The organism is Klebsiella planticola ATCC 33531, from assembly GCF_000735435.1.
In the GTDB taxonomy this organism is placed as follows: domain Bacteria; phylum Pseudomonadota; class Gammaproteobacteria; order Enterobacterales; family Enterobacteriaceae; genus Klebsiella; species Klebsiella planticola.
Window position 1 is genome coordinate 42,606 of record NZ_JMPP01000009.1, and the last position, 22,099, is coordinate 64,704.

At 56.1% G+C, this 22,099-nt stretch carries 22 protein-coding genes; 8 read left to right on the plus strand and 14 right to left on the minus strand.

What is annotated here, in order from left to right; translation table 11 throughout:
• Positions 1-122: 122 nt before the first annotated feature.
• On the minus strand, positions 123-1,538 hold the full coding sequence (dnaB, locus tag GRPL_RS22430) for a replicative DNA helicase (RefSeq protein WP_004856470.1): 1,416 nt from the start codon (positions 1,536-1,538) through the stop codon (positions 123-125).
• Positions 1,539-1,626: 88 nt separating this feature from the next.
• On the opposite strand from dnaB, the gene GRPL_RS22425 reads away from it, so the two are divergent.
• A complete protein-coding gene (locus tag GRPL_RS22425; protein ID WP_032698384.1) occupies positions 1,627-2,610 on the plus strand; it encodes a quinone oxidoreductase in 984 nt (327 codons plus the stop codon).
• Between the two features lie 230 nt (positions 2,611-2,840).
• Here GRPL_RS22425 and pspG read toward each other — a convergent pair whose 3' ends face one another.
• From pspG to GRPL_RS22410, 3 genes are all read right to left on the minus strand, one after another.
• Complete coding sequence (gene pspG, locus GRPL_RS22420) at positions 2,841-3,083, minus strand: envelope stress response protein PspG (RefSeq protein ID WP_032689944.1); 243 nt, start codon at positions 3,081-3,083, stop codon at positions 2,841-2,843.
• Between the two features lie 140 nt (positions 3,084-3,223).
• On the minus strand, positions 3,224-4,222 hold the full coding sequence (gene dusA / locus GRPL_RS22415) for a tRNA dihydrouridine(20/20a) synthase DusA (protein WP_032697092.1): 999 nt from the start codon (positions 4,220-4,222) through the stop codon (positions 3,224-3,226).
• 102 nt (positions 4,223-4,324) lie between these two features.
• The gene (locus tag GRPL_RS22410; protein ID WP_004856461.1) at positions 4,325-4,813 is read right to left on the minus strand and encodes a cupin domain-containing protein; all 489 of its coding nucleotides are present in this window, start codon (positions 4,811-4,813) and stop codon (positions 4,325-4,327) included.
• A gap of 114 nt (positions 4,814-4,927) precedes the next feature.
• Between GRPL_RS22410 and zur the strand changes: the two genes are divergently transcribed.
• Positions 4,928-5,443: a zinc uptake transcriptional repressor Zur gene (gene zur, locus GRPL_RS22405; RefSeq protein WP_032689946.1), complete on the plus strand. Its 516-nt coding sequence runs from the start codon at positions 4,928-4,930 to the stop codon at positions 5,441-5,443.
• A gap of 91 nt (positions 5,444-5,534) precedes the next feature.
• Here zur and GRPL_RS22400 read toward each other — a convergent pair whose 3' ends face one another.
• From GRPL_RS22400 to GRPL_RS22385, 4 genes are all read right to left on the minus strand, one after another.
• Positions 5,535-5,744: a CsbD family protein gene (locus tag GRPL_RS22400; protein WP_004856456.1), complete on the minus strand. Its 210-nt coding sequence runs from the start codon at positions 5,742-5,744 to the stop codon at positions 5,535-5,537.
• Between the two features lie 126 nt (positions 5,745-5,870).
• Positions 5,871-7,187: an MATE family efflux transporter DinF gene (dinF, locus tag GRPL_RS22395; RefSeq protein WP_032697091.1), complete on the minus strand. Its 1,317-nt coding sequence runs from the start codon at positions 7,185-7,187 to the stop codon at positions 5,871-5,873.
• Between the two features lie 68 nt (positions 7,188-7,255).
• The gene (gene lexA, locus GRPL_RS22390; RefSeq protein ID WP_004856448.1) at positions 7,256-7,864 is read right to left on the minus strand and encodes a transcriptional repressor LexA; all 609 of its coding nucleotides are present in this window, start codon (positions 7,862-7,864) and stop codon (positions 7,256-7,258) included.
• A 219-nt stretch (positions 7,865-8,083) separates the two neighbouring features.
• Entirely contained in the window at positions 8,084-8,452 is a 369-nt protein-coding gene (locus tag GRPL_RS22385; RefSeq protein ID WP_032689948.1) for a diacylglycerol kinase, read from the minus strand.
• A 129-nt stretch (positions 8,453-8,581) separates the two neighbouring features.
• On the opposite strand from GRPL_RS22385, the gene plsB reads away from it, so the two are divergent.
• The gene (plsB, locus tag GRPL_RS22380; RefSeq protein WP_032698386.1) at positions 8,582-11,005 is read left to right on the plus strand and encodes a glycerol-3-phosphate 1-O-acyltransferase PlsB; all 2,424 of its coding nucleotides are present in this window, start codon (positions 8,582-8,584) and stop codon (positions 11,003-11,005) included.
• A gap of 68 nt (positions 11,006-11,073) precedes the next feature.
• Here the strand turns inward: plsB and ubiA are convergent, their stop codons facing one another.
• From ubiA to malK, 5 genes are all read right to left on the minus strand, one after another.
• Complete coding sequence (gene ubiA / locus GRPL_RS22375) at positions 11,074-11,943, minus strand: 4-hydroxybenzoate octaprenyltransferase (protein ID WP_032698388.1); 870 nt, start codon at positions 11,941-11,943, stop codon at positions 11,074-11,076.
• 12 nt (positions 11,944-11,955) lie between these two features.
• Positions 11,956-12,453, minus strand: coding sequence for a chorismate lyase (gene ubiC / locus GRPL_RS22370; RefSeq protein ID WP_004856438.1), 498 nt, complete (start codon positions 12,451-12,453; stop codon positions 11,956-11,958).
• Between the two features lie 189 nt (positions 12,454-12,642).
• Positions 12,643-13,593: a maltose operon protein MalM gene (gene malM / locus GRPL_RS22365; RefSeq protein ID WP_032698389.1), complete on the minus strand. Its 951-nt coding sequence runs from the start codon at positions 13,591-13,593 to the stop codon at positions 12,643-12,645.
• 107 nt (positions 13,594-13,700) lie between these two features.
• Positions 13,701-15,011, minus strand: coding sequence for a maltoporin (locus tag GRPL_RS22360; RefSeq protein ID WP_004856433.1), 1,311 nt, complete (start codon positions 15,009-15,011; stop codon positions 13,701-13,703).
• A gap of 100 nt (positions 15,012-15,111) precedes the next feature.
• A complete protein-coding gene (malK, locus tag GRPL_RS22355; protein WP_032689952.1) occupies positions 15,112-16,221 on the minus strand; it encodes a maltose/maltodextrin ABC transporter ATP-binding protein MalK in 1,110 nt (369 codons plus the stop codon).
• A 369-nt stretch (positions 16,222-16,590) separates the two neighbouring features.
• Between malK and malE the strand changes: the two genes are divergently transcribed.
• From malE to malG, 3 genes are all read left to right on the plus strand, one after another.
• Complete coding sequence (gene malE, locus GRPL_RS22350) at positions 16,591-17,781, plus strand: maltose/maltodextrin ABC transporter substrate-binding protein MalE (protein ID WP_032689953.1); 1,191 nt, start codon at positions 16,591-16,593, stop codon at positions 17,779-17,781.
• A gap of 116 nt (positions 17,782-17,897) precedes the next feature.
• Positions 17,898-19,442, plus strand: a complete 1,545-nt coding sequence (gene malF, locus GRPL_RS22345; protein WP_032689954.1) for a maltose ABC transporter permease MalF — start codon at positions 17,898-17,900, stop codon at positions 19,440-19,442.
• Between the two features lie 14 nt (positions 19,443-19,456).
• Positions 19,457-20,347, plus strand: a complete 891-nt coding sequence (gene malG / locus GRPL_RS22340) for a maltose ABC transporter permease MalG (RefSeq protein WP_015585370.1) — start codon at positions 19,457-19,459, stop codon at positions 20,345-20,347.
• Positions 20,348-20,542: 195 nt separating this feature from the next.
• Here the strand turns inward: malG and psiE are convergent, their stop codons facing one another.
• Entirely contained in the window at positions 20,543-20,953 is a 411-nt protein-coding gene (gene psiE, locus GRPL_RS22335) for a phosphate-starvation-inducible protein PsiE (protein ID WP_004856423.1), read from the minus strand.
• 146 nt (positions 20,954-21,099) lie between these two features.
• Between psiE and GRPL_RS22330 the strand changes: the two genes are divergently transcribed.
• Both GRPL_RS22330 and GRPL_RS22325 read left to right on the plus strand, forming a co-directional pair.
• Positions 21,100-21,609 (plus strand): GNAT family N-acetyltransferase, encoded by a 510-nt coding sequence (locus GRPL_RS22330; protein WP_032698391.1) that lies wholly within the window; start codon positions 21,100-21,102, stop codon positions 21,607-21,609.
• 8 nt (positions 21,610-21,617) lie between these two features.
• A complete protein-coding gene (locus tag GRPL_RS22325; RefSeq protein ID WP_032689956.1) occupies positions 21,618-22,076 on the plus strand; it encodes an acyltransferase in 459 nt (152 codons plus the stop codon).
• Positions 22,077-22,099: the final 23 nt, after the last annotated feature.

The following is a 22,099-nucleotide window of genomic DNA, read 5'->3' on the forward strand; positions in this document are numbered from 1 at the left end:
AGCCGAATCCACTCAATCATTTGAGTCACCGCAAGGCGCTAAGCCAGGGAATCCCCGGGAGCTGAGTACACTAAGTGACCGCGAGCAGCCAACGCAGCGGTGAATCAAAGGATGACGAGGATTTATTCGTCGTCGTACTGCGGCCCCGCATAATTATCAAAGCGCGACCACTGCCCGTTAAAGGTCAGACGTACCGTTCCGATGGGTCCGTTACGCTGTTTACCAATAATAATTTCCGCGATGCCTTTTAAATCACTGTTCTCGTGATAGACCTCGTCACGATAGATAAACATGATCAAGTCGGCGTCCTGCTCAATGGAGCCAGATTCACGCAGGTCGGAGTTGACCGGGCGCTTATCGGCACGTTGTTCCAGCGAGCGGTTAAGCTGCGACAGCGCCACCACCGGTACCTGAAGCTCTTTCGCCAGCGCTTTTAACGAACGGGAAATTTCCGCAATTTCCAACGTACGATTATCGGAAAGCGACGGTACGCGCATCAGCTGCAGGTAGTCGATCATGATAAGACCGATACCGCCGTGCTCGCGGGCGATACGCCGCGCGCGGGAGCGCACTTCCGTCGGCGTCAGGCCGGAGGAGTCATCGATATAGATATTGCGTTTTTCCAGCAGGATACCCATGGTGCCGGAAATGCGCGCCCAGTCTTCATCGTCCAGCTGGCCGGTACGGATACGGGTTTGGTCGACGCGCGACAGCGAGGCCAGAGAACGCATCATAATTTGTTCTGATGGCATCTCAAGGCTGAAGATAAGCACCGGCTTATCCTGCAACATCGCCGCATTTTCGACGAGGTTCATTGCAAATGTGGTCTTACCCATCGATGGACGCGCGGCGACAATAATCAGATCCGACGGCTGCAGGCCGGCGGTCTTTTTGTTCAGATCGTCATAGCCGGTATTGACCCCGGTGACGCCGTCATGCGGCTGCTGGAACAGCTGCTCGATACGCGCAACGGTCGCATCGAGGACGTCGGCGATATTTTTCGGGCCTTCATCTTTGTTGGCACGGCTTTCCGCAATCTTGAATACCCGGGATTCGGCCAGGTCGAGCAGATCTTCGCTGGTACGCCCCTGCGGGTCGAAACCCGCCTCGGCGATTTCATTCGCCACCGAGATCATCTCACGGACAACGGCGCGTTCACGTACGATATCCGCATAGGCGCTGATGTTCGCCGCACTTGGCGTATTTTTTGAGAGTTCCGCCAGATACGCGAATCCGCCAACGCTGTCCAGCTGCCCCTGACGCTCCAGCGATTCCGCCAGCGTGATCAGGTCGATCGGGCTACCCGTCTCCTGCAGACGGGCCATTTCCACAAAGATATGGCGGTGCGGACGCGTATAAAAATCTTCCGCCACAACGCGCTCGGCGACGTCGTCCCAGCGTTCGTTGTCCAGCATTAAACCGCCCAACACCGACTGTTCCGCTTCAATCGAGTGCGGCGGGACTTTTAACCCGGCGACCTGCGGATCGCGCTCACGGGGTTCAGTCTGCGGTTTGTTGAAGGGTTTATTTCCTGCCATATTGAATACAGATACCGGGATAGAGATGGGGTCGAAATATTAGCACAGGTCTCTGTTTTGACCCACCCAAATGAAACTGGAGATAATAATGGCAACACGAATAGAATTTCATCAACACGGTGGGCCGGATGTACTCAAGGCCGTAGAATTTACCCCTGCGGATCCGCTAGAAAACGAGATCCAGGTAGAGAATAAGGCCATCGGCATTAACTATATCGACACCTATATTCGCAGCGGCCTCTACCCGCCGCCGTCTCTGCCAAGCGGCCTGGGGACCGAAGCCGCGGGCGTGGTGACGAAAGTCGGGCGCAGCGTGCAGCACATTAAAGCTGGCGACCGCGTCGTCTACGCTCAGTCAGCGCTGGGCGCCTACAGTTCAGTCCATAACGTGGTTGCCGATAAGGCCGCTCTTTTGCCGGACGCTATCTCCTTTGAACAGGCTGCCGCATCGTTCCTGAAAGGGCTGACGGTCTATTACCTGCTGCGAAAAACTTACCAAATCAAGCCCGATGAACCGTTCCTGTTTCATGCGGCGGCCGGTGGCGTCGGGCTGATTGCCTGCCAGTGGGCGAAGGCGCTGGGCGCTAAGCTGATCGGTACCGTCGGCAGCGCGCAAAAAGCGCAGCGGGCAAAGCAGGCCGGCGCCTGGCAGGTCATCAACTATCGCGAAGAGAATATCGTTGAACGCTTGAAAGAGATAACCGAAGGGAAAAAAGTCCACGTGGTCTATGATTCCGTGGGCAAAGATACCTGGGAAGCGTCGCTTGATTGCCTGCAGCGCCGGGGGCTGATGGTCAGCTTCGGTAACTCTTCCGGCCCGGTCACCGGCGTCAACCTGGGGATCCTCAACCAGAAAGGGTCGCTGTACGTCACCCGCCCTTCACTGCAAGGCTATATCACCAACCGTCAGGAGCTGGCGGAAGCCAGCGGCGAGCTGTTTTCGTTGATTGCCAGCGGCGCGATTAACGTTGACGTGGCGGAGAGCCAGAAATATGCCCTGACCGATGCCCGACGCGCGCATGAAGTGCTGGAGAGCCGTGCCACTGAAGGCTCAAGCCTGCTGCTGCCGTAACGGGTGCCCAGGCAAGATTAACGCTGCCAACGCTTCTGTAGCCTGAAGTATGACGGGAGAGCAGAAAAGTTTAGGGCTTCCACCTGGGAAGCCCTTACTTTTTTTAGTTCGGCTGTATGTAGGGTACAGCGCGATGAATTCGTTAACGCGCTAATAGTGACAGATTTAATAAGCAAAACCTACGCTGTTCTATGCAAAATTCTTCAGGTTGTGACCGACCGCTCACTCCCTTAATAACGCCAGCGGTTGTTACTGCGGTAGTCTGTCGTTTTTGGCGTATTTATCGACCGAATCACCCACACGACCGCAATGGCTAACAGCAGCCACGGCAGCAGCTTAATCATCATTGCAAACAGCCCGCCGACGAACATCAGCACCGTCGCAACGACAATCGCGGCAAGAATCCCCAGAATCGACACGCCGGTGACCAGCAACATGACAAAAAATCCAATGACAAATAAGAGTTCCAGCATCGTCTTCTCCCCAAAGAAATAATCGAATGACTCTCCGGGTATTACAAGAAACGTGCCAAACTTAATACATTGAATTTAAAGAAAAACGCCCTGACGATTAAATCAGAGCGTGGCGTATTTGACTAAATTTTAGCGCAACATTAACGCTTATCGGCAACCAGCTTCAGCGCATGTTCCAGCACGTTAATATCCGCCCCCGCCTTGTGCGCATTTTCACTCAGATAGCGACGCCACTGCCGCGCGCCTGGGATACCCTGAAACAGGCCCAGCATATGGCGCGTGATATGGCCCAGATAGGTGCCGTTGGACAGCTCACGCTCGATATACGGGTACATCGCGCGCACCACGGCGACCGGGTCGCTATCGGCCCCTTCCACCGCAAAGATCTCCCTGTCGACCGAGGTCAGGATCCCCGGGTTCTGATAGGCCTCGCGCCCCACCATCACGCCGTCCATATGCTGCAGATGCAATTTCGCCTCTTCCAGCGACTTAATCCCGCCGTTGATCGCCATCGTCAGGTGTGGGAAGTCGCGTTTCAGCTGATAAACGCGCGGATAATCCAGCGGGGGAATTTCACGATTTTCTTTTGGGCTCAGGCCGGAGAGCCAGGCTTTGCGGGCGTGGATGATAAACATCTCGCACTCACCGTTTCCGGAGACGGTATTGATGAAATCACACAGAAATTCATAGCTATCCTGGTCATCGATGCCGATACGGGTTTTTACCGTTACCGGGATGGACACCACGTCGCGCATCGCTTTGATACAGTCAGCTACCAGCTGCGCATTGCCCATCAGGCAGGCGCCGAACATCCCGTTTTGCACGCGGTCGGACGGACAGCCGACGTTGAGGTTGATCTCATCGTAACCGCGCGCCTCCGCCAGTTTCGCACACTGGGCGAGCGCAGCAGGATCGCTGCCGCCCAGCTGCAGAGCCAGCGGATGCTCTTCTTCGCTATAGGCCAGATAGTCGCCTTTGCCATGAATAATCGCTCCGGTCGTCACCATTTCGGTATACAGCAGCGTATGGCGCGACAGCAGGCGCAGGAAATAGCGACAGTGCCGGTCTGTCCAGTCGAGCATCGGCGCGATGGAAAAACGATGGGCGGCAAAAGCGTGAGATGTTGATTCTGGCATCATGGCGATAAACAGGCATCCGGGTAAAAAGGGGCGCTACTATAGCACAAAGATAAATCACAGAGGCATAGCAGCGCGACGGGTGCTGTGCCTCTGCCGGACAGACTAGCGCCTGCGCGGTTTACCATCGTGCGGGCCGAAAAATTGCGGCGGATGATCGACCCAGCGATCCTGACGCGTGGCGGCATATTCCGGGTTCAGCGGATAGTAGATGCGGTTAAATTTCTTGTTCGACTCCCCCACCACTAATAAGCGAACTTCCTGGTCGGTATTATTCAAAAAAGTGTGACACACTCCGGTTCCGGCCGGAAAACCGACGCTGTCGCCCGGCTCAAGCTTCCACAGATAGCCGTTAATCCAGACTTCAGGGTAGCCATCCAGCACATAGATAAACTCCTCCTCATCACTTTCAGCGTGGGGATAAGAGGTGCGGCGGCCCGGGGGCAAACGTTCATGATGAATACCCAGCCGGTTGAGCCTTAACCCCCGTGCCAGCGGCGCGCCGATGGAAAAACGCTCCGGGTTATTGGGATAAGTGGCATCATCTGGACCTTCCAGTTCGCGCCAATGTCGAATGCAATCAGGTCTTTTCATCGTTTTCTCCCGAAAATGAGATGCATCAGGTATAGCACAAGCCGCCGGTTCTCGGCGTTTTGCCTGGATCGTGATAAAGTAACAACTTCAGACTCACGCAACCAGAGGATGCTCATGAATAAGACCACTTCGCAAGAAATGTTAGCGCATGCTGAAAAGCTCTGCGCACAGCGCGGCGTGCGCCTGACTCCGCAGCGCCTGGAAGTGTTGCGTTTGATGAGCCTCCAGCAAGGGGCGATTAGCGCGTATGATCTGCTCGACCTGCTGCGTGAGAAAGAGCCGCAGGCAAAACCGCCGACGGTCTACCGGGCGCTGGAGTTTCTGCTGGAACAGGGGTTCGTGCACAAGGTGGAATCGACCAACAGCTACGTACTGTGCCATCTTTTCGATCAGCCGACCCATAGCTCAGCCATGTTTATCTGCGACCGCTGCGGCGTGGTCACGGAAGAGTGTGCCGAAGGCGTTGAAGACATTATGCATACGCTGGCGGCGAGAATGGGTTTTGCGCTACGCCACAATGTGATTGAGGCGCACGGCCTGTGCGCAGGTTGTGTCGAGGTCGAAGCCTGTAGCACCCCGGGACACTGCCATCACGACCATACCATTCAGATTAAAAAGAAAGCCCGCTGAGGCTATCGCCGCAGCGGGAATCGAGGTTGCCGGTACCTCCGTGTACCATCAGGCAGGCAATAACAAAGGGTTAATTCGTTAACACTCACCGCTACCAGCGGTGATCGTTTTTTCGTTCCCAGTCAGACACTTCTTTCTCCGCCTGATCTTTGGCGTATCCATAACGCTCCTGGATTTTACCGACCAGCTGGTCACGCTTACCCTCAATGACGGTCATATCGTCATCGGTCAGCTTGCCCCATTTCTCTTTCGCTTTACCTTTCAACTGTTTCCAGTTACCGCCGATTTCGTCTTTGTTCATAATTCAATCCTCATCGTTCGGTGAGTTAACAGCCCGCTGTGTGCCGGACATAGTATTAATTATAGATAAGAATTCTGAGTTGAATTTATTATTCGGAATCTTTAACCAATTACATATCAAAAATCACTACGAAAACCAGGTTCCACGCCGCCAGTGTCGCCGCCAGATGACCGCCAGCGACAGACCGCGCAGCGCGAGGAAAACCGCCAGCGCCAGCCATAGCGCGTGGTTGCCGAGGACCGGTAGCGTCAGCAGCGTCAGGGCAAACCCCGCCGCCGCCACCGCCATGCTGTTGCGCATCTCAGCCCCGCGCGTCGCGCCGATGAACATGCCATCCAGCAAATAACACCACACGCCAATCACCGGCAGCACGATCTGCCAGATCAGGTAGCGATCGGCAAGCAGCTGAAGCGAGGGCAGCGAGGTCAACAGGGCGACAATCTGCTGTCCCGCCACGGCATAGGTCGCCGCAAAGGCCAGCGCCACCATTCCCGACTGACGGCAGGCCGCTCGCCAGACCTCAAGCAGCTGGCTACCGTCACGCGCGCCGTAAGCCTGCCCGGAGTGCGCTTCCACGGCATAAGCAAAACCATCCAGGGCATAGGCGGTAAAGGTCAACATGGTCATCAGGAGCGCGTTGACGGCAACGATCTCGCCGCCAAGACGAGCGCCGAAAACGGTCACCGCACCAAAGCAGAGCTGAAGCAGCAGAGAGCGCAGCATGATATCGCGATTGAGCGCCAGCAAGCGGCGCATATCTCCGCGCCACGCGCGCTTGAGCAGGGCAAATGACACACCGCGTAGCGCCAGCACGCGTCTTGCCATCAGCAGCCCGATGATAAAGGTGACATATTCGGCGGTGACCGTCGCCAGCGCGGCACCCTGCACGTTCAGATGCAGGCCCATCACCAGCCACAGATCGAGCACGATATTCAGCAGGTTGCCGACAATCAGCAAAATCACCGGCGCCCGGGCATACTGCACGCCCAACAGCCAACCGAGCAGCACCAGGTTTGCCAGCGATGCCGGCGCGCTCAGCCAGCGGATGTCGAGAAAGCGCCGCGCCTGCTCCAGCACCGCTTCATTGCCGCCAACAATATGCAACGCCAGATCGATAAGCGGGGTTCGGAAAAGCACAATCAGCAGGCCGGCACCTGTTGCCAGCCCCAGCGGCTGCACCAGCGCCCGCGCCAGGCGGAGAGGATCTTTTGCGCCAAAGGCCTGTGCCGTCAGTCCGGTGGTACTCATCCGCAGGAAAAGCAGCAGCATAAAGAGAAAACTGGTGGCCGTCGCGCCGACCGCGACACCGCCGAGGTAAACCGGGCTGTCGAGATGACCAATCACGGCGGTATCCACCAGTCCCAGCAGCGGAACGGTGATGTTGGAGAAAATCATGGGTAGCGCCAGGCGCCACAGGGCCTTATCAGCGGCGTTAAAGAACATGAGAAAGAGCCTGACCGGGAGGAGACAGCGCAGCATCATGCATCAGACGATGCTGCGTGGGGAAGGTGTTACAGCCACTCACCGTTGCGAATCACGCCAACGGCCAGCCCTTCAATAGTGAAATTTTGCTCGCGTAGATTCACCACGATAGGGGAAAATTCGCTGTTTTCTGGCAGGAGTTCGACGATGTTGCCCTGCTTTTTAAGACGCTTAACGGTGACCTCTTCGTCAATACGCGCCACGACAACCTGGCCGTTGCGTACATCCTGAGTTTTATGGACCGCCAGCAGATCGCCATCGAGAATACCGATATCTTTCATTGACATACCGCTAACCCGCAGCAAAAAGTCGGCATTCGGCTTGAACATCGCCGGATCGACCTGGAAGTGGCCTTCGATATGCTGCTGAGCCAGCAGCGGCTCACCGGCCGCCACGCGGCCAATCAACGGTAGACCTGGTTCTTCTTCCGTCAGCAGGCGAATCCCCCGGGAGGCGCCGGAGATAATCTCGATCGCGCCCTTACGCGCCAGCGCTTTCAGGTGTTCTTCCGCCGCGTTTGGGGAACGGAACCCCAAGCGCTGAGCAATTTCCGCACGCGTCGGCGGCATGCCCGTCTGGCTGATGTGATCCCGAATGAGATCAAACACCTCTTGCTGCCTGGTCGTTAACGCTTTCATCCCGCCCCCTGGGTGTATATACAGTTATGCTGTGAGTATATACAGCTAACGGTGATTTTGGAATCAAATTTCACACAAAAATCAGGAGATTCTTTCCATTTTGCGTCCCCGATAGCCCATGGCGCCAGGGGTGATTGTCGCCGGCCGGGCAAAAGCTCATCGGGTTCGCCCGATCGCCGGGAAGACATCGCAAAGCGGAATATCTCACCACGTGGCCGCTCAGTGATAGCGAGCCCACAGTAAGAGCGCCCAGGTGATCAGCGCGATCGCAATGGCCAGCAGCACCGCCGCAGACCCCATATCTTTCGCCCGACCGGACAGCTCATGATGTTCCGGGCCAATACGGTCCACCACCGCCTCAATCGCGCTATTAAGAATTTCGACTATCATCACTATCAGGACCGAGCCTATCAGCAGCACACGCGTGATGGCGTCGACGTCCAGCCAGCAGGCTATCGCTACAGCAACAATGGCGGCGATGCCTTCTTGACGAAATGCGGCCTCATTTATCCATGCCGCACGGAACCCTTTCCAGGAATAACCTGCCGCTTTAATGATTCGGGTTAACCCAGTGGTATTATTGGCCATCAAAAGAACCTTTTTATGTAAATGACGTCAATGAGTGTACGCGTTTGCCGCGTGGCAACGGAAATTTTGCGCGCTTTCTGTTATTCTTGCCGCGCATTTGCATGATTAACCAGAGGCTTCACATCGTTTATGTCCGGCTGGCAACGAATTTACTATAATTTACTGAATTTACCATTACGGGTGCTGGTAAAAAGCAAGTCTATTCCCGCAGAACCTGCTCAGGAATTAGGGCTGGATACCTCGCGTCCTATCATGTACGTCCTGCCTTATAATTCAAAGGCGGACCTGCTGACCCTGCGCGCTCAGTGCCTGGAGCACGATTTACCCGATCCGCTTGAACCGCTGGAAATCGACGGCGCGCTGCTGCCGCGCTACGTCTTTATCCACGGCGGCCCGCGCGTCTTTACCTACTACGCGCCGAAAGAAGAGTCGATTAAGCTGTTCCACGACTACCTGGATCTGCACCGCAACCATCCTGACCTGGACGTGCAAATGGTGCCGGTGTCGGTGATGTTTGGGCGTGCGCCTGGGCGCGAAAAAGGCGAAGTTAACCCGCCGCTGCGCATGCTGAATGGCATTCAGAAGTTCTTCGCCGTTCTGTGGCTGGGACGCGACAGCTTTGTCCGTTTCTCGCCGCCGGTTTCTCTGCGCAGAATGGCCACCGAACACGGCACCGATAAAATTATCGCCCAGAAGCTTGCCCGCGTCGCGCGTATGCACTTCGCCCGCCAGCGTCTGGCAGCCGTCGGCCCACGTCTGCCGGCGCGTCAGGACCTGTTCAATAAGCTGCTGGCATCCAAAGCCATCGCCCGCGCGGTAGAAGATGAAGCGCGCAGCAAGAAAATCTCCCATGAGAAGGCGCAGCAAAACGCCATCGCGCTGATGGAAGAGATCGCCGCGAACTTCTCTTATGAGATGATTCGCCTGACCGACCGCGTTCTCGGTTTTACCTGGAACCGTCTCTATCAGGGGATCAACGTCCACAACGCCGAGCGCGTACGTCAGCTGGCCCATGAAGGGCACGAGATTGTCTACGTACCGTGCCATCGTAGCCATATGGACTACCTGCTGCTCTCCTACGTGCTGTATCACCAGGGGCTGGTGCCGCCGCATATTGCCGCCGGTATCAACCTGAACTTCTGGCCAGCAGGCCCCATTTTCCGCCGCGGTGGCGCATTCTTTATTCGTCGTACCTTTAAGGGCAATAAGCTCTATTCAACGGTGTTCCGCGAATATCTCGGCGAGTTGTTCAGCCGGGGTTACTCCGTGGAGTACTTCGTTGAAGGGGGCCGCTCGCGTACCGGCCGTCTGCTGGATCCGAAAACCGGTACCCTGTCGATGACCATCCAGGCCATGCTGCGCGGCGGGACCCGACCGATCACGCTGGTGCCTATCTACATCGGTTACGAGCACGTGATGGAAGTGGGCACCTACGCCAAAGAGCTGCGCGGTGCGACGAAAGAAAAAGAGAGTCTGCCGCAGATGCTGCGCGGCCTGAGCAAGCTGCGTAACCTCGGTCAGGGCTATGTTAACTTTGGCGAACCTCTGCCGCTGATGACTTACCTGAACCAGCATGTTCCGGAATGGCGTGAGTCTATCGATCCGATCGAAGCGGTTCGCCCATCGTGGCTGACGCCGACGGTCAACAATATTGCTTCCGACCTGATGGTGCGCATCAACAACGCCGGCGCGGCCAACGCCATGAACCTGTGCTGCACCGCGCTGCTGGCCTCTCGTCAGCGCTCGTTGACCCGCGAACAGCTGACGCAACAGCTGGAGTGCTACCTCGATCTGCTGCGCAACGTACCGTACTCCCCGGATGCGACCACGCCGACGGCCTCCGCCAGCGAGCTGATTGACCACGCGCTGAAGATGAATAAGTTCGAGGTCGAGAAAGATACCATCGGCGATATCATCATTCTGCCGCGCGAGCAGGCGGTGCTGATGACCTACTACCGCAACAACATCGCCCATATGCTGATGCTGCCGTCGCTGCTGGCGGCGATCATTACCCAGCATCGTCGTATCACCCGCGCGGAAGTGCTGCGTCACGTTGAGATGTTCTATCCGCTGCTGAAGGCCGAGCTATTCCTGCGCTGGGAAAAAGCAGAGCTGGCTGGCGTCATCGATGCCCTGGCGGCGGAAATGCAGCGTCAGGGGCTGATTGTCCTGAGCGATGAGGCAATCAGCATCAATCCGTCCCACTCCCGTTCCTTGCAGCTGCTGGCCGCAGGCGCGCGCGAGACGCTCCAGCGCTACGCCATTACCTTCTGGCTGCTGAGCGCGAACCCGTCCATCAACCGCAGTTCTCTGGAGAAAGAGAGCCGCACGGTGGCGCAGCGTCTGTCGGTGCTGCACGGTATCAACGCGCCGGAGTTCTTCGATAAAGCGGTATTCAGTACGTTAGTGCTGACGCTGCGCGATGAGGGCTATATCAGCGACACCGGCGATGCTGAGCCGGCAGAGACGCTGAAGGTCTACCAGATGCTGGCCGATCTGATTACGTCGGATGTGCGCTTGACGATTGAAAGCGTCACGCAGGATGAAGCGTAACGACTGAGACAGGCTTTCCTCTCCCCCGGCTATGGCGTTTGCGCCGCATGCCGGGGGAAAGGAAGAGACTACTGCAGATAGCTCATCGCCAGACCGAGAAACACCACCAGTCCGACGTAGTTATTATTTAAAAACGCTTTAAAGCAGTCGTCCCGTTCGCGACGGAAAATCAGCTTCTGCTGCCAGAAAAACAGCCCTGCGGCGATAAACAGCGACCAGTAATATTCCCAGTGCAGCCCGTTCAGCCAGCCGATGGCGGCCAGCAGTACCAGCACCCCAATCTGCAATATACCGATAATGGTACGGTCATGTTCGCCGAACAAGATCGCCGTTGATTTAATCCCGATTTTGACGTCATCGTCCCTGTCGACCATCGCGTACTGGGTATCGTAAGCCATCGCCCACAAAATATTGGCGAGGAACATCAGCCAGCAGCTTAACGGCAACGCTTCGCTCACCGCCGAGAAGGCCATCGGAATCGACCAGCCGAACGCCGCGCCCAGCACCACCTGCGGCAAGTGGGTATAGCGTTTCATAAACGGATACACCCACGCCAGCGCCAGCGCCGCCACCGACAGCAGGATGGTCATGGTGTTTAAGGTCAGCACCAGCAGGAACGAAAGCACAACCAGCACGGCAAACAGAATCCGGGCCTCTTTCTCCGAGACATCGCCGCTGGGCAGCGGACGGCGGGCGGTGCGTTTAACATGGCCGTCAAACTTTCGGTCGGCGTAATCATTCACCACGCAACCGGCGGCGCGCATCAGCCAGACGCCGGCGACAAAAACGGCCAGAATCCACAGCGGCGGAATCCCCGGCGTCGCCACCCACAGTGCCCACAGCGTCGGCCACAGCAACAGCAGCGCGCCAATGGGTTTGTCAGTACGCATCAGGCGATGAAACGCCAACAGCTTATTCTGCGCCAGACTCCTCTCCATTTTCTTTTCCTCTTAATACAGCGGCGACGCAGGCAGAAAAAGTTCTGTCAGCAGCAGCGGTTTACCGCTCAGCCGCAGGCGAGAACGACGCCCCCACAGCTCTGCTGTGCGCCCAATTTCAATAAAATCGCGGGTTAATGTCGATGACGTGAACAAATAACGCCCCAGCGGCGTCTGCCCCAACTGCTGCAGGGCCAGTTCCGGGCCGCACAGCGTCGACTCAGGCACGACCGTTCGGCCAGCGAGCCAGGGTTCACCATTGGCGCAAAGTATGATTTCCCGCAGCCAGTAACGCGCTTCATCCGGCAGCAACGCCTCTTCACCCACCAGCGCTTCCCGGCCGACGAAACCCTCGTTGACTCGATTAACACTGACTTTTTTCCCTTGTTGCTCAAAGCGTTGAGTCATTGAGTCTTCCAGCAACAGCCAGTCGCGCAGGTGCGGTTCCAGCGGGGGTATCGCGGCAAAATAGCGCAGCGCACGCAGTTGCGTAAGCGCAGGATGTGACATGCCTGATTCTCCGTTACATAACGTAGCAGCATTGTATCGCAGAATAAGCCAGTCAGGGCGGGCAAAGCGTCAAGATACGATCATCGGCGTAACAGCCATGCAACAGCAGCCGCCACGCGATAAAAAAAGGTGCGTCCAGGCGGACGCACCTAAAGGCTGTGCCTAAACATCAGCATTGTGGGGAGACGATCACCCCTTGCCTTTTACACTGCTGATAAAGGTGGAACGAGCAGATTTCGAGCCGAGGCGCTCAGCTTCGTTCATCAGTTTAAGGGCTTTATCGATATCACCTTTCGCAACCGCCTGCTTGATGCCGTTGTTAAAGTAAGTTTCCGTATCGTCAAGCATCGGTTCGCTCTTCGCAGCCGGCGCTGGCGCCGCTGCTGGAGCAACGGCCGGCGCGGCGGCTGGCGCGTTGTAGACCGGAGCCGCGGTATTACCGACGGTCACTGGGCCCGGGCCGGAGGAGCCAAACAGCGGCCCAACCAGCACGCTGGAGCCGGAAGAAGTTTTCACCTTCAGACCCAGGGTACCTTCGGTGGTATGTTTGGCAATCGGGTCCGGAATATCCGGCACCGCATTACCTGTGCCTTTGGCGTAGGCCTTCGCCGGATCGATTAATTTGGTGGTCTGCTGCAAATCCTGCGGGGTAGTAAAGACCAGCACATAGATTTTTTGCTGACCTAAAGCCGGAGTCAGGCGCATCACCCCTTCCAGGCGATCCGAGCTCATCACGCCCGGCTCCAGATAGGTGAAGTAGCTGCTTGGGAAAAACGCCGATGGCGTCATATTCTGGTCAAGAATCAGCACATTTGGCGCATAAACGCTGGTTTGCTTATTCACTTCACTGGTCAGGGTCAGGGTCAGCTCACCGATATTTGCCGGGACGCTGTAGGCCGCCACGGGGCCGACGATGCCGGGGATATTCAGCGACTGGCCAGCCGTCGCTAACTTTGTGGTTTGCGTTTTCGATTGGTCGACCGGCGTCCAGGTTAGCTGTTGTAACGCGGAAGCAGGAATGGTCGGTGCGGCAGAAGTATTCTGCGGCACGAAATTCACATCAGCAAAACTGACTGCGGGTACGCTGGCCAGCAGGCCGGCGGACAGGCAGAGGGCAACGAGACTTTTCTTCATTTTCATTGTTATCACCTCAATTCCGATGGCCAAGCGGTAGCCAGGCAATAGCCCGCTGAGCCGAAGATAGAGGGGCTTGCGCCCCTCTTTTGGTCATCACACGTCAGGTTGGATTACCACCAGATTTCCATCTGGGCACCGAAGGTCCACTCGTCGCTATCGCCACGGCTGAAGGTCTTCGCAGAAGTGTCGTTGTACGCAACGCCGGAGGTGTAGCCCGCACCGGAATCACCGTTCGCGTAGCCCCATTTCTCATCCCACTTGGCGTAGGTTGCGAACAGACGAATTGCCGGACGGGACCAGATGCTGTCGCCCGCCTGCCACTGTTGCGCCAGGGTAATTTTGTACTGGTTGTTGCTGTCGCCAGTTTTCTGCGACTTCACGTTGTCGTAGCCGACTTCCAGCAGGGTGCTCATGATCGGCGTCCATTTGTACATAGGACGTACGCCGACGGTCCACCATTTGGTGCCGTTGTTGTTGTCCAGGTTGATATCCTGGTACATCGCCACGTACATCATGTCCCAATCGTCAGCCAGAGAGACTGCACCGTGGTCAAGCACGCGCCACATGGAACCGTCGTTGTTGATGCTGCCGCCCTGCGGAACGCCTTTACCGTTAGAGGTCATCGCGTCGGTGGCGTACTGCAGAACAAACTTGTTGTAGCCTTTCAGGATGCTCTGGGTGTGTTCAGCGGTGAACATCCAGCCATCTTTAGACGCGTCTGGCTGCAGGTAGTAATTATCCGGAACGTTGGTATGACCGTAGTCAACACCCAGTTCCAGAGTACCGCCCGGGTTGATTTCCATCTGTGCTAAACGCACGTCGAAGACGTCGTTCGGAACGATGTTGTCATATACGCGGTTACCCAGCGCATCACGATCGGCGAAGGTCGCAGAGCCGCCAGATTCAGAAGAACGGGTCGCAGCCAGAGAGAGTTTACCGAAGCCAACATCGATGTTTTCAAGACCCGCACCAGGACCGGAGATATCCCAGTAGTAGAAGTCGATCATGTGGACGTCATGACGCTGGTAGAAGCGCTTACCGGCCCAGATGGTGGATCCTGGCAGCCAGTCGATCAGGTTTTTACCCTGCACGTTGGCTTCACGGAATGCCGGGCTGGTGGATTCCCAGTCATTTTGCTGCGATACGGAGTAGGCAACGTTAGTATCGAAGTAGAAGCTCTTATCACCTTCTTTCCATACTTCCTGACCCAGTTTTAATTCCGCATAGGTTTCACATTCGTTACCAAGACGGTATTTACTTTGAGCACCGGTTGCCTGGAAGCACTGTTGTTCACCGCCGCTACCGGTCCAGCCGATACCGGAACGAGCATAACCGTGGAAATCAACGGCCAGCGCCTGAGCAGACATAACGCCTGCCGCGACGGCGACCGCCAGTGGAAGTTTGCGCAGAGTAATCATCATTCTATCTCCTGAGATCATTGCTTTTCTTTGAACACTTCGCCCGTCGTTATGCCTGGTTGCAGCGCACTATGGGGTTCGTGTTTTTTTTTAATGGGAAGCCTTACACGCCCGGCTCTTTATGCAACCGACGACACGCCGTACCATCCTCACGGAATAAATGGCAGCGCTCTGGTGGCAAACCGATAGCGAATGTGGCTCCCTCTTCTACCAACACCACGTCGTTCTGGCGGTAAACCAGGTTTTGACGGATGGCGGGGATCTGGATATGAATTTGTGTTTCGTGACCAAGCTGCTCAACCACCTGAACGACCCCTTCCAGAGTGACGTCGGCGATATCGCTGGGCAGCAGATGTTCCGGGCGGATGCCTAAGGACATATTGGCGCCAACCTGAACGCGGGCGCTGTCCACCGGCAGCCAGACGTGCTGGCGGTTCGGCAGTTCTACCTGAACCTGCTCAATGGCGGTTGCAGTCACTTTTACCGGCAGGAAGTTCATCTTTGGCGAACCAATAAAGCCCGCAACAAAGCGATCGGCCGGGTAGTGATACAGTTCCAGCGGTTTCCCGACCTGCGCAACGCGGCCGGCGTCCAGCACCACAATTTTGTCGGCCAGCGTCATCGCTTCGACCTGATCGTGGGTAACGTAGATCATCGTGCGCCCAAGACGCTTATGCAGACGGGAGATTTCGATACGCATCTGCACGCGCAGCGCGGCATCGAGGTTAGAAAGTGGTTCGTCGAGCAGGAATACGCGGGGTTCAGCAACCAGGGTACGGCCAATCGCCACACGCTGACGCTGTCCACCGGATAATGCCTTCGGCTTACGCTCCAGCAGATGCGCCAGCTGCAGAACTTCCGCAACCTGAGTGACGCGCTGGTTAATTAAATCTTTTTTAGCACCGGCCAGCTTGAGGCCGAAAGACATGTTTTCCGCAACGGACAGATGAGGGTAAAGCGCATAAGACTGGAACACCATCCCGATACCGCGTTCGGCCGGAGGGATATCGTTCATTCGCGCGTCACCAATAAATAAATCACCGCTGGTTATGGTTTCCAGCCCGGCAATCATACGCAGCAGGGTTGATTTGCCGCAGCCCGATGGCCCGACAAACACCACGAACTCCCCTTCCTGGATGTCGAGATTGATATCTTTCGACACCACCACGTCACCCCAGGCTTTCGTTATATTTCGCAGCTGTACGCTCGCCATCCCCATCTCCCTTCGTTACAACCTGTCACTAAAAGACACATTCAAGATGGGCTGACTATGCGGCATTCATTAACCTGGTGAATCCTCCACCCCCGCCTTTTTTATGGGGGAGGAGACGGGAGGATGAGAGATTGCCCCTCGCTGCGGGGGATGGCGTGGCAAAGCCATTTTCGTGATGCAGGTAGCAAAAATGGCCCCGTTTTTATGTGCTCCAGACCCCAATACGGGCATTTCTGCAATGCAGATCACACAAACCACGGGTGGGGCGTAGACATAGGGAGGATGGAAAGGGGTTGTTAAAAAAGGAAACTCATCACCGTTAAGCCACCTAAGTGTATCCACGAGCACATCACCAAAAAGGACTGGTATATGAAAATCAAAACCGGCGCTCGCATCCTCGCGTTGTCTGCATTGACTACGATGATGTTTTCCGCCTCTGCCCTCGCCAAAATTGAAGAAGGTAAGCTGGTCATCTGGATTAACGGCGACAAAGGCTATAACGGTCTCGCCGAAGTGGGTAAGAAGTTTGAAAAAGATACCGGCATTAAAGTTTCCATAGAACACCCGGATAAGCTGGAAGAGAAATTCCCGCAGGTCGCGGCGACTGGCGACGGCCCGGACATCATCTTCTGGGCTCATGACCGTTTCGGTGGCTATGCGCAATCTGGCCTGCTGGCTGAAATCTCCCCGGACAAAGCTTTCCAGGACAAACTCTATCCGTTTACCTGGGACGCCGTACGCTATAACGGCAAACTGATCGCCTACCCTATCGCGGTTGAAGCGCTGTCGCTGATTTACAACAAAGACCTGGTACCGAATCCGCCGAAAACCTGGGAAGAGATCCCGGCGCTGGATAAAGAACTGAAAGCGAAAGGTAAGAGTGCGCTGATGTTCAACCTGCAAGAACCGTACTTCACCTGGCCGCTGATTGCCGCTGACGGCGGATATGCGTTCAAATTTGAAAACGGCAAGTATGACGTCAAAAACGTGGGCGTGGACAGCGCTGGCGCAAAAGCCGGTCTGACCTTCCTGGTTGACCTCATCAAGAATAAACACATGAATGCCGATACCGATTACTCCATCGCTGAAGCCGCATTCAACAAAGGCGAAACCGCGATGACCATCAACGGTCCGTGGGCATGGTCGAATATCGATAAGAGCAAGGTCAACTATGGCGTCACGCTGCTGCCAACCTTCAAAGGCAAAGCGTCTAAACCGTTTGTCGGCGTCCTGAGCGCCGGTATCAACGCCGCCAGCCCGAACAAAGAACTGGCGAAAGAGTTCCTCGAAAACTACCTGCTGACCGACCAGGGTCTGGACGAAGTGAACAAGGACAAACCGCTGGGCGCCGTTGCTCTGAAATCCTTCCAGGAAAAACTGGAGAAAGATCCGCGTATCGCTGCAACCATGGCGAACGCCCAGAAAGGCGAAATTATGCCGAACATCCCGCAGATGTCCGCCTTCTGGTATGCCGTACGTACCGCGGTTATCAACGCAGCTAGCGGTCGTCAGACCGTCGATGCCGCGCTGAAAGACGCACAGTCTCGTATCACTAAATAAGAAAATGGCGGGTGGCGCTTAGCTACCCGCCCTACCACTACGGCCTGGGCCGTAGGTCAGGCGAGCGTAAGCGCGGCCTGACAAATAAGTTTTCACCGCTGTAGAGGATGATCCCCATGGATGTCGTTAAAAAGAAACACTGGTGGCAAAGCCCGCAGCTGACATGGTCTGTGATTGGCTTGCTGTGCCTGCTGGTGGGTTACCTTGTCGTTTTGATGTACGCCCAGGGGGAGTACCTGTTTGCCATCCTGACGCTGATTTTAAGCTCAGCTGGCCTGTATATCTTTACCAACCGCAAGGCTTATGCCTGGCGCTATGTCTACCCGGGTCTCGCCGGGATGGGGCTGTTCGTCCTGTTCCCGCTGGTCTGCACCATCGCCATCGCCTTCACCAACTACAGCAGCACCAACCAGCTGACCTTTGAGCGCGCTCAGGAAGTGCTGATGGATCGCTCCTTCCAGGCCGGTAAATCCTACAACTTCTCGCTGTTCCCGGCGGGAGATGAGTGGAAACTGGCGCTGACCGATGGCGACAGCGGCAAAAATTACGTCTCCGATGCCTTTAAACTCGGCGGCGAGCAGAAACTGGCCTTAAAAGAAGGTGAAGCGCTGCCGGAAGGCGAACGCGCGAACCTGCGTATCATCACCCAAAACCGCACCGCGCTGAACCAATTGACCGCCATCCTGCCTGACGACAGCAAAGTGATCATGAGCTCACTGCGCCAGTTCTCCGGTACCCAGCCGCTGTACACGCTGGCGAATGATGGCACGCTGGCCAACAATCAGAGCGGCGTAAAATATCGTCCGAACAATGACGTCGGTTTCTACCAGTCCATCAACGCTGACGGTAGCTGGGGCGCTGAGAAGCTGAGCCCGGGTTACACCGTCGGGATCGGCTGGGATAACTTCACCCGCGTCTTTACCGACGAAGGAATTCAGAAACCGTTCTTCGCTATCTTCGTCTGGACGGTGGTCTTCTCAGTTCTGACGGTGATTCTGACCGTGGCCGTAGGCATGATCCTCGCCTGCCTCGTACAGTGGGAGTCTTTGAAAGGTAAAGCGATTTACCGTGTTCTGCTGATTCTGCCTTACGCCGTACCGTCGTTTATCTCGATTCTGATTTTCAAAGGGCTGTTCAACCAGAGCTTTGGTGAAATCAACATGATGCTCAGCGCGCTGTTCGGCATCAAACCGGCCTGGTTCAGCGACCCGACCACCGCGCGTTCGATGATCGTTATCGTCAACACCTGGCTGGGCTACCCGTACATGATGATTCTGTGCATGGGCCTGCTGAAAGCTATCCCTGACGACCTGTACGAAGCATCGGCAATGGACGGCGCCGGTCCGTTCCAGAACTTCTTTAAGATTACGCTGCCGCTGCTGATTAAGCCTCTGACGCCGCTGATGATCGCCAGCTTCGCCTTCAACTTTAACAACTTCGTTTTGATTCAGCTGTTAACCAACGGCGGTCCGGACCGTCTCGGCACCACCACGCCGGCCGGCTATACCGACCTGCTGGTCAGCTACACCTACCGTATCGCCTTCGAAGGCGGCGGCGGTCAGGACTTCGGTCTGGCGGCAGCTATCGCCACCCTGATCTTCCTGCTGGTGGGCGTACTGGCGATTGTTAACCTGAAAGCCACACGAATGAAATTCGACTAAGGAGGGCTCTGAACATGGCTATGGTACAACCCAAATCTCAGAAGCTGCGTTTACTCACCACGCACCTCCTGCTGCTGGTTTTCATCGCGGCGATTATGTTCCCGTTGCTGATGGTTATTGCTATCTCTCTGCGCGAGGGTAACTTCGCCACCGGTAGCCTGATCCCGGACCAAATCTCCTGGGAGCACTGGCGGCTGGCGCTGGGCTTCAGCGTTGAACACGCTGACGGCCGCGTCACCCCGCCACCTTTCCCGGTTCTGCTGTGGTTGTGGAACTCGGTGAAAGTGGCCGGGATCACCGCCATCGGTATCGTGGCGCTGTCCACGACCTGCGCCTATGCCTTCGCCCGTATGCGCTTCCCGGGCAAAGCGACCCTGCTGAAAGGGATGTTGATTTTCCAGATGTTCCCGGCGGTGCTGTCGCTGGTGGCGTTATACGCCTTGTTTGACCGCCTCGGCCAGTATTTACCGTTCGTCGGCCTGAACACCCACGGCGGCGTCATCTTCGCCTATATGGGCGGAATTGCGCTGCACGTCTGGACGATTAAGGGCTACTTCGAAACTATCGATGGCTCGCTGGAAGAAGCGGCGGCGCTGGATGGCGCGACGCCGTGGCAGGCCTTCCGTCTGGTCCTGCTGCCGCTGTCGGTACCGATTCTGGCCGTCGTATTTATTCTGTCGTTCATTGCCGCGATTACCGAAGTACCGGTGGCCTCGCTGCTGCTGCGCGATGTGAACAGCTATACCCTGGCCGTCGGTATGCAACAGTATCTCAACCCGCAGAACTATCTGTGGGGCGACTTTGCCGCCGCGGCGGTGCTCTCCGCCATTCCGATTACGGTTGTCTTCCTGCTGGCCCAGCGCTGGCTGGTTAACGGCCTGACGGCAGGCGGGGTGAAAGGTTAAGTTTCATCGTTATACCCGCCCCAAATTTCAGCGGAGGGATGGTGCTTTAGTTGCTGTACACGAACCCCAACCGGGTACGGCAACTACCGCCCTCAGCTGAAAAAGTAAGGCAAATGCCACTGCTATCCTCAACTGGACCCTACATAAATTAAGTTTTGTGACTGTTGGTCAGCGGCCTCTGAAGGCCGCTTTTTTTTATTCGCGTTTCAGGCGGTTGGAGTTACACAGCCACAGCGTAATCACCAGAATCAGGATCGCTGCCGAATAGATAAGCACCGCCATGGGCGATTCGTGATCGACAATAATCAGACGCACAATCGCCGTAATACCGATATAGACAAAATAGCGCAGCGGAAAGTGAAAGCCCGACTCAAAGTACTTCACAATCAGCGCGATAAATTCGAAATAGAGAAAATAGACCACCAGCCCTTCGACCAGCTTGTACTTACTGACCGGTTCCGGAGTAAACAGGACATGCGCCAGATGGAACGTCTCTTTCCCGAGGAAAACCACCAGGATGACCCCCAGGCACAGCAGCGCCAGATTCAAAACCGCCTGCATGGCGGTCGCCACAAAATTGACCAACGGACGATAGACCGACGGCATAGGCACACCTCTTATATTCGTTATTCCTGCCGATCTGTATAACGCAAAAACGTGATCCAGATCGATATTATTCGTTAACTTTTTGCGTCTGTTGCGTCAAATGTAACAATCACTTGCCAGACTGGCGGGTTAAAAAGGATACAGCAATGCTGACAATACGTACGGCGCAACGGGAAGACGCTCCCCTGCTGAGTGAAATGGGGAACGCCAGCTATCGCCACCACTTCGCCCACCTCTGGCACAGCGCCAGCGAGCTGGCGCACTTCCTCCAGCAGGAGTACTCCCTGCCCGCCCTTCACCACAGCCTCAGCGATGAGCGCAGCTGCTGGCTGATTGCCGAAGCCCGGCATCCTGTCGGCTTCGCAAAATACAGCTGCCATCAGCCGATGGCGCCCGATGGTCCGCGCGGCACGTTGCTGCATAAGCTCTATTTACTGCCAACTGAAACAGGACATGGCTACGGTGAGCAGATTTTTAGCGCCGTTGAAGCGCGAGCAAAGGCGGCGGGCGATGACTGGCTGTGGTTAGAAGTCCTCGCCAGCAATCCCGGCGCCAGGCGTTTTTATGAGCGCTCAGGTATGCAATATGTGAAAGACAGCGTATTCCGCTCCGCTACCCAGATGAGCACGCTGCATATTCTGGCCAAACCTATCTGAGAGGCGCTATGCACACTCTTCGTGAAACCGGCATCCGCAACGTCACCAGCGGTGAGAACGTGGTGATTTATCAACCTGCCAACCTCTATGACTGCACGCTTGGCGATAACGTCTTCGTCGGGCCATTCGTCGAAATTCAGGGCAATACGCGCATCGGCGCCGACAGTAAAATCCAGTCCCATACCTTTATTTGCGAGTATGTCACGATCGGCGAGCGTTGCTTTATCGGCCACGGCGTGATGTTTGCCAACGATATGTTTCGCGAGGGGCGTCCCGATGCCAACCGGGAAAACTGGGGGCGAATTACGATTGGGAACGATGTTTCTATCGGCAGCGGCGCGGCCATTCTGGCGGTCAGCATCTGCGATGGCGCGGTGATTGGCGCGGGCAGCGTGGTCACGAAATCGATAACAGAAAAAGGCGTCTGGGCGGGTAATCCGGCGAAATTGTTGCGCCGTCTGCCATAAAAAATGCCGACCCTGGGGTCGGC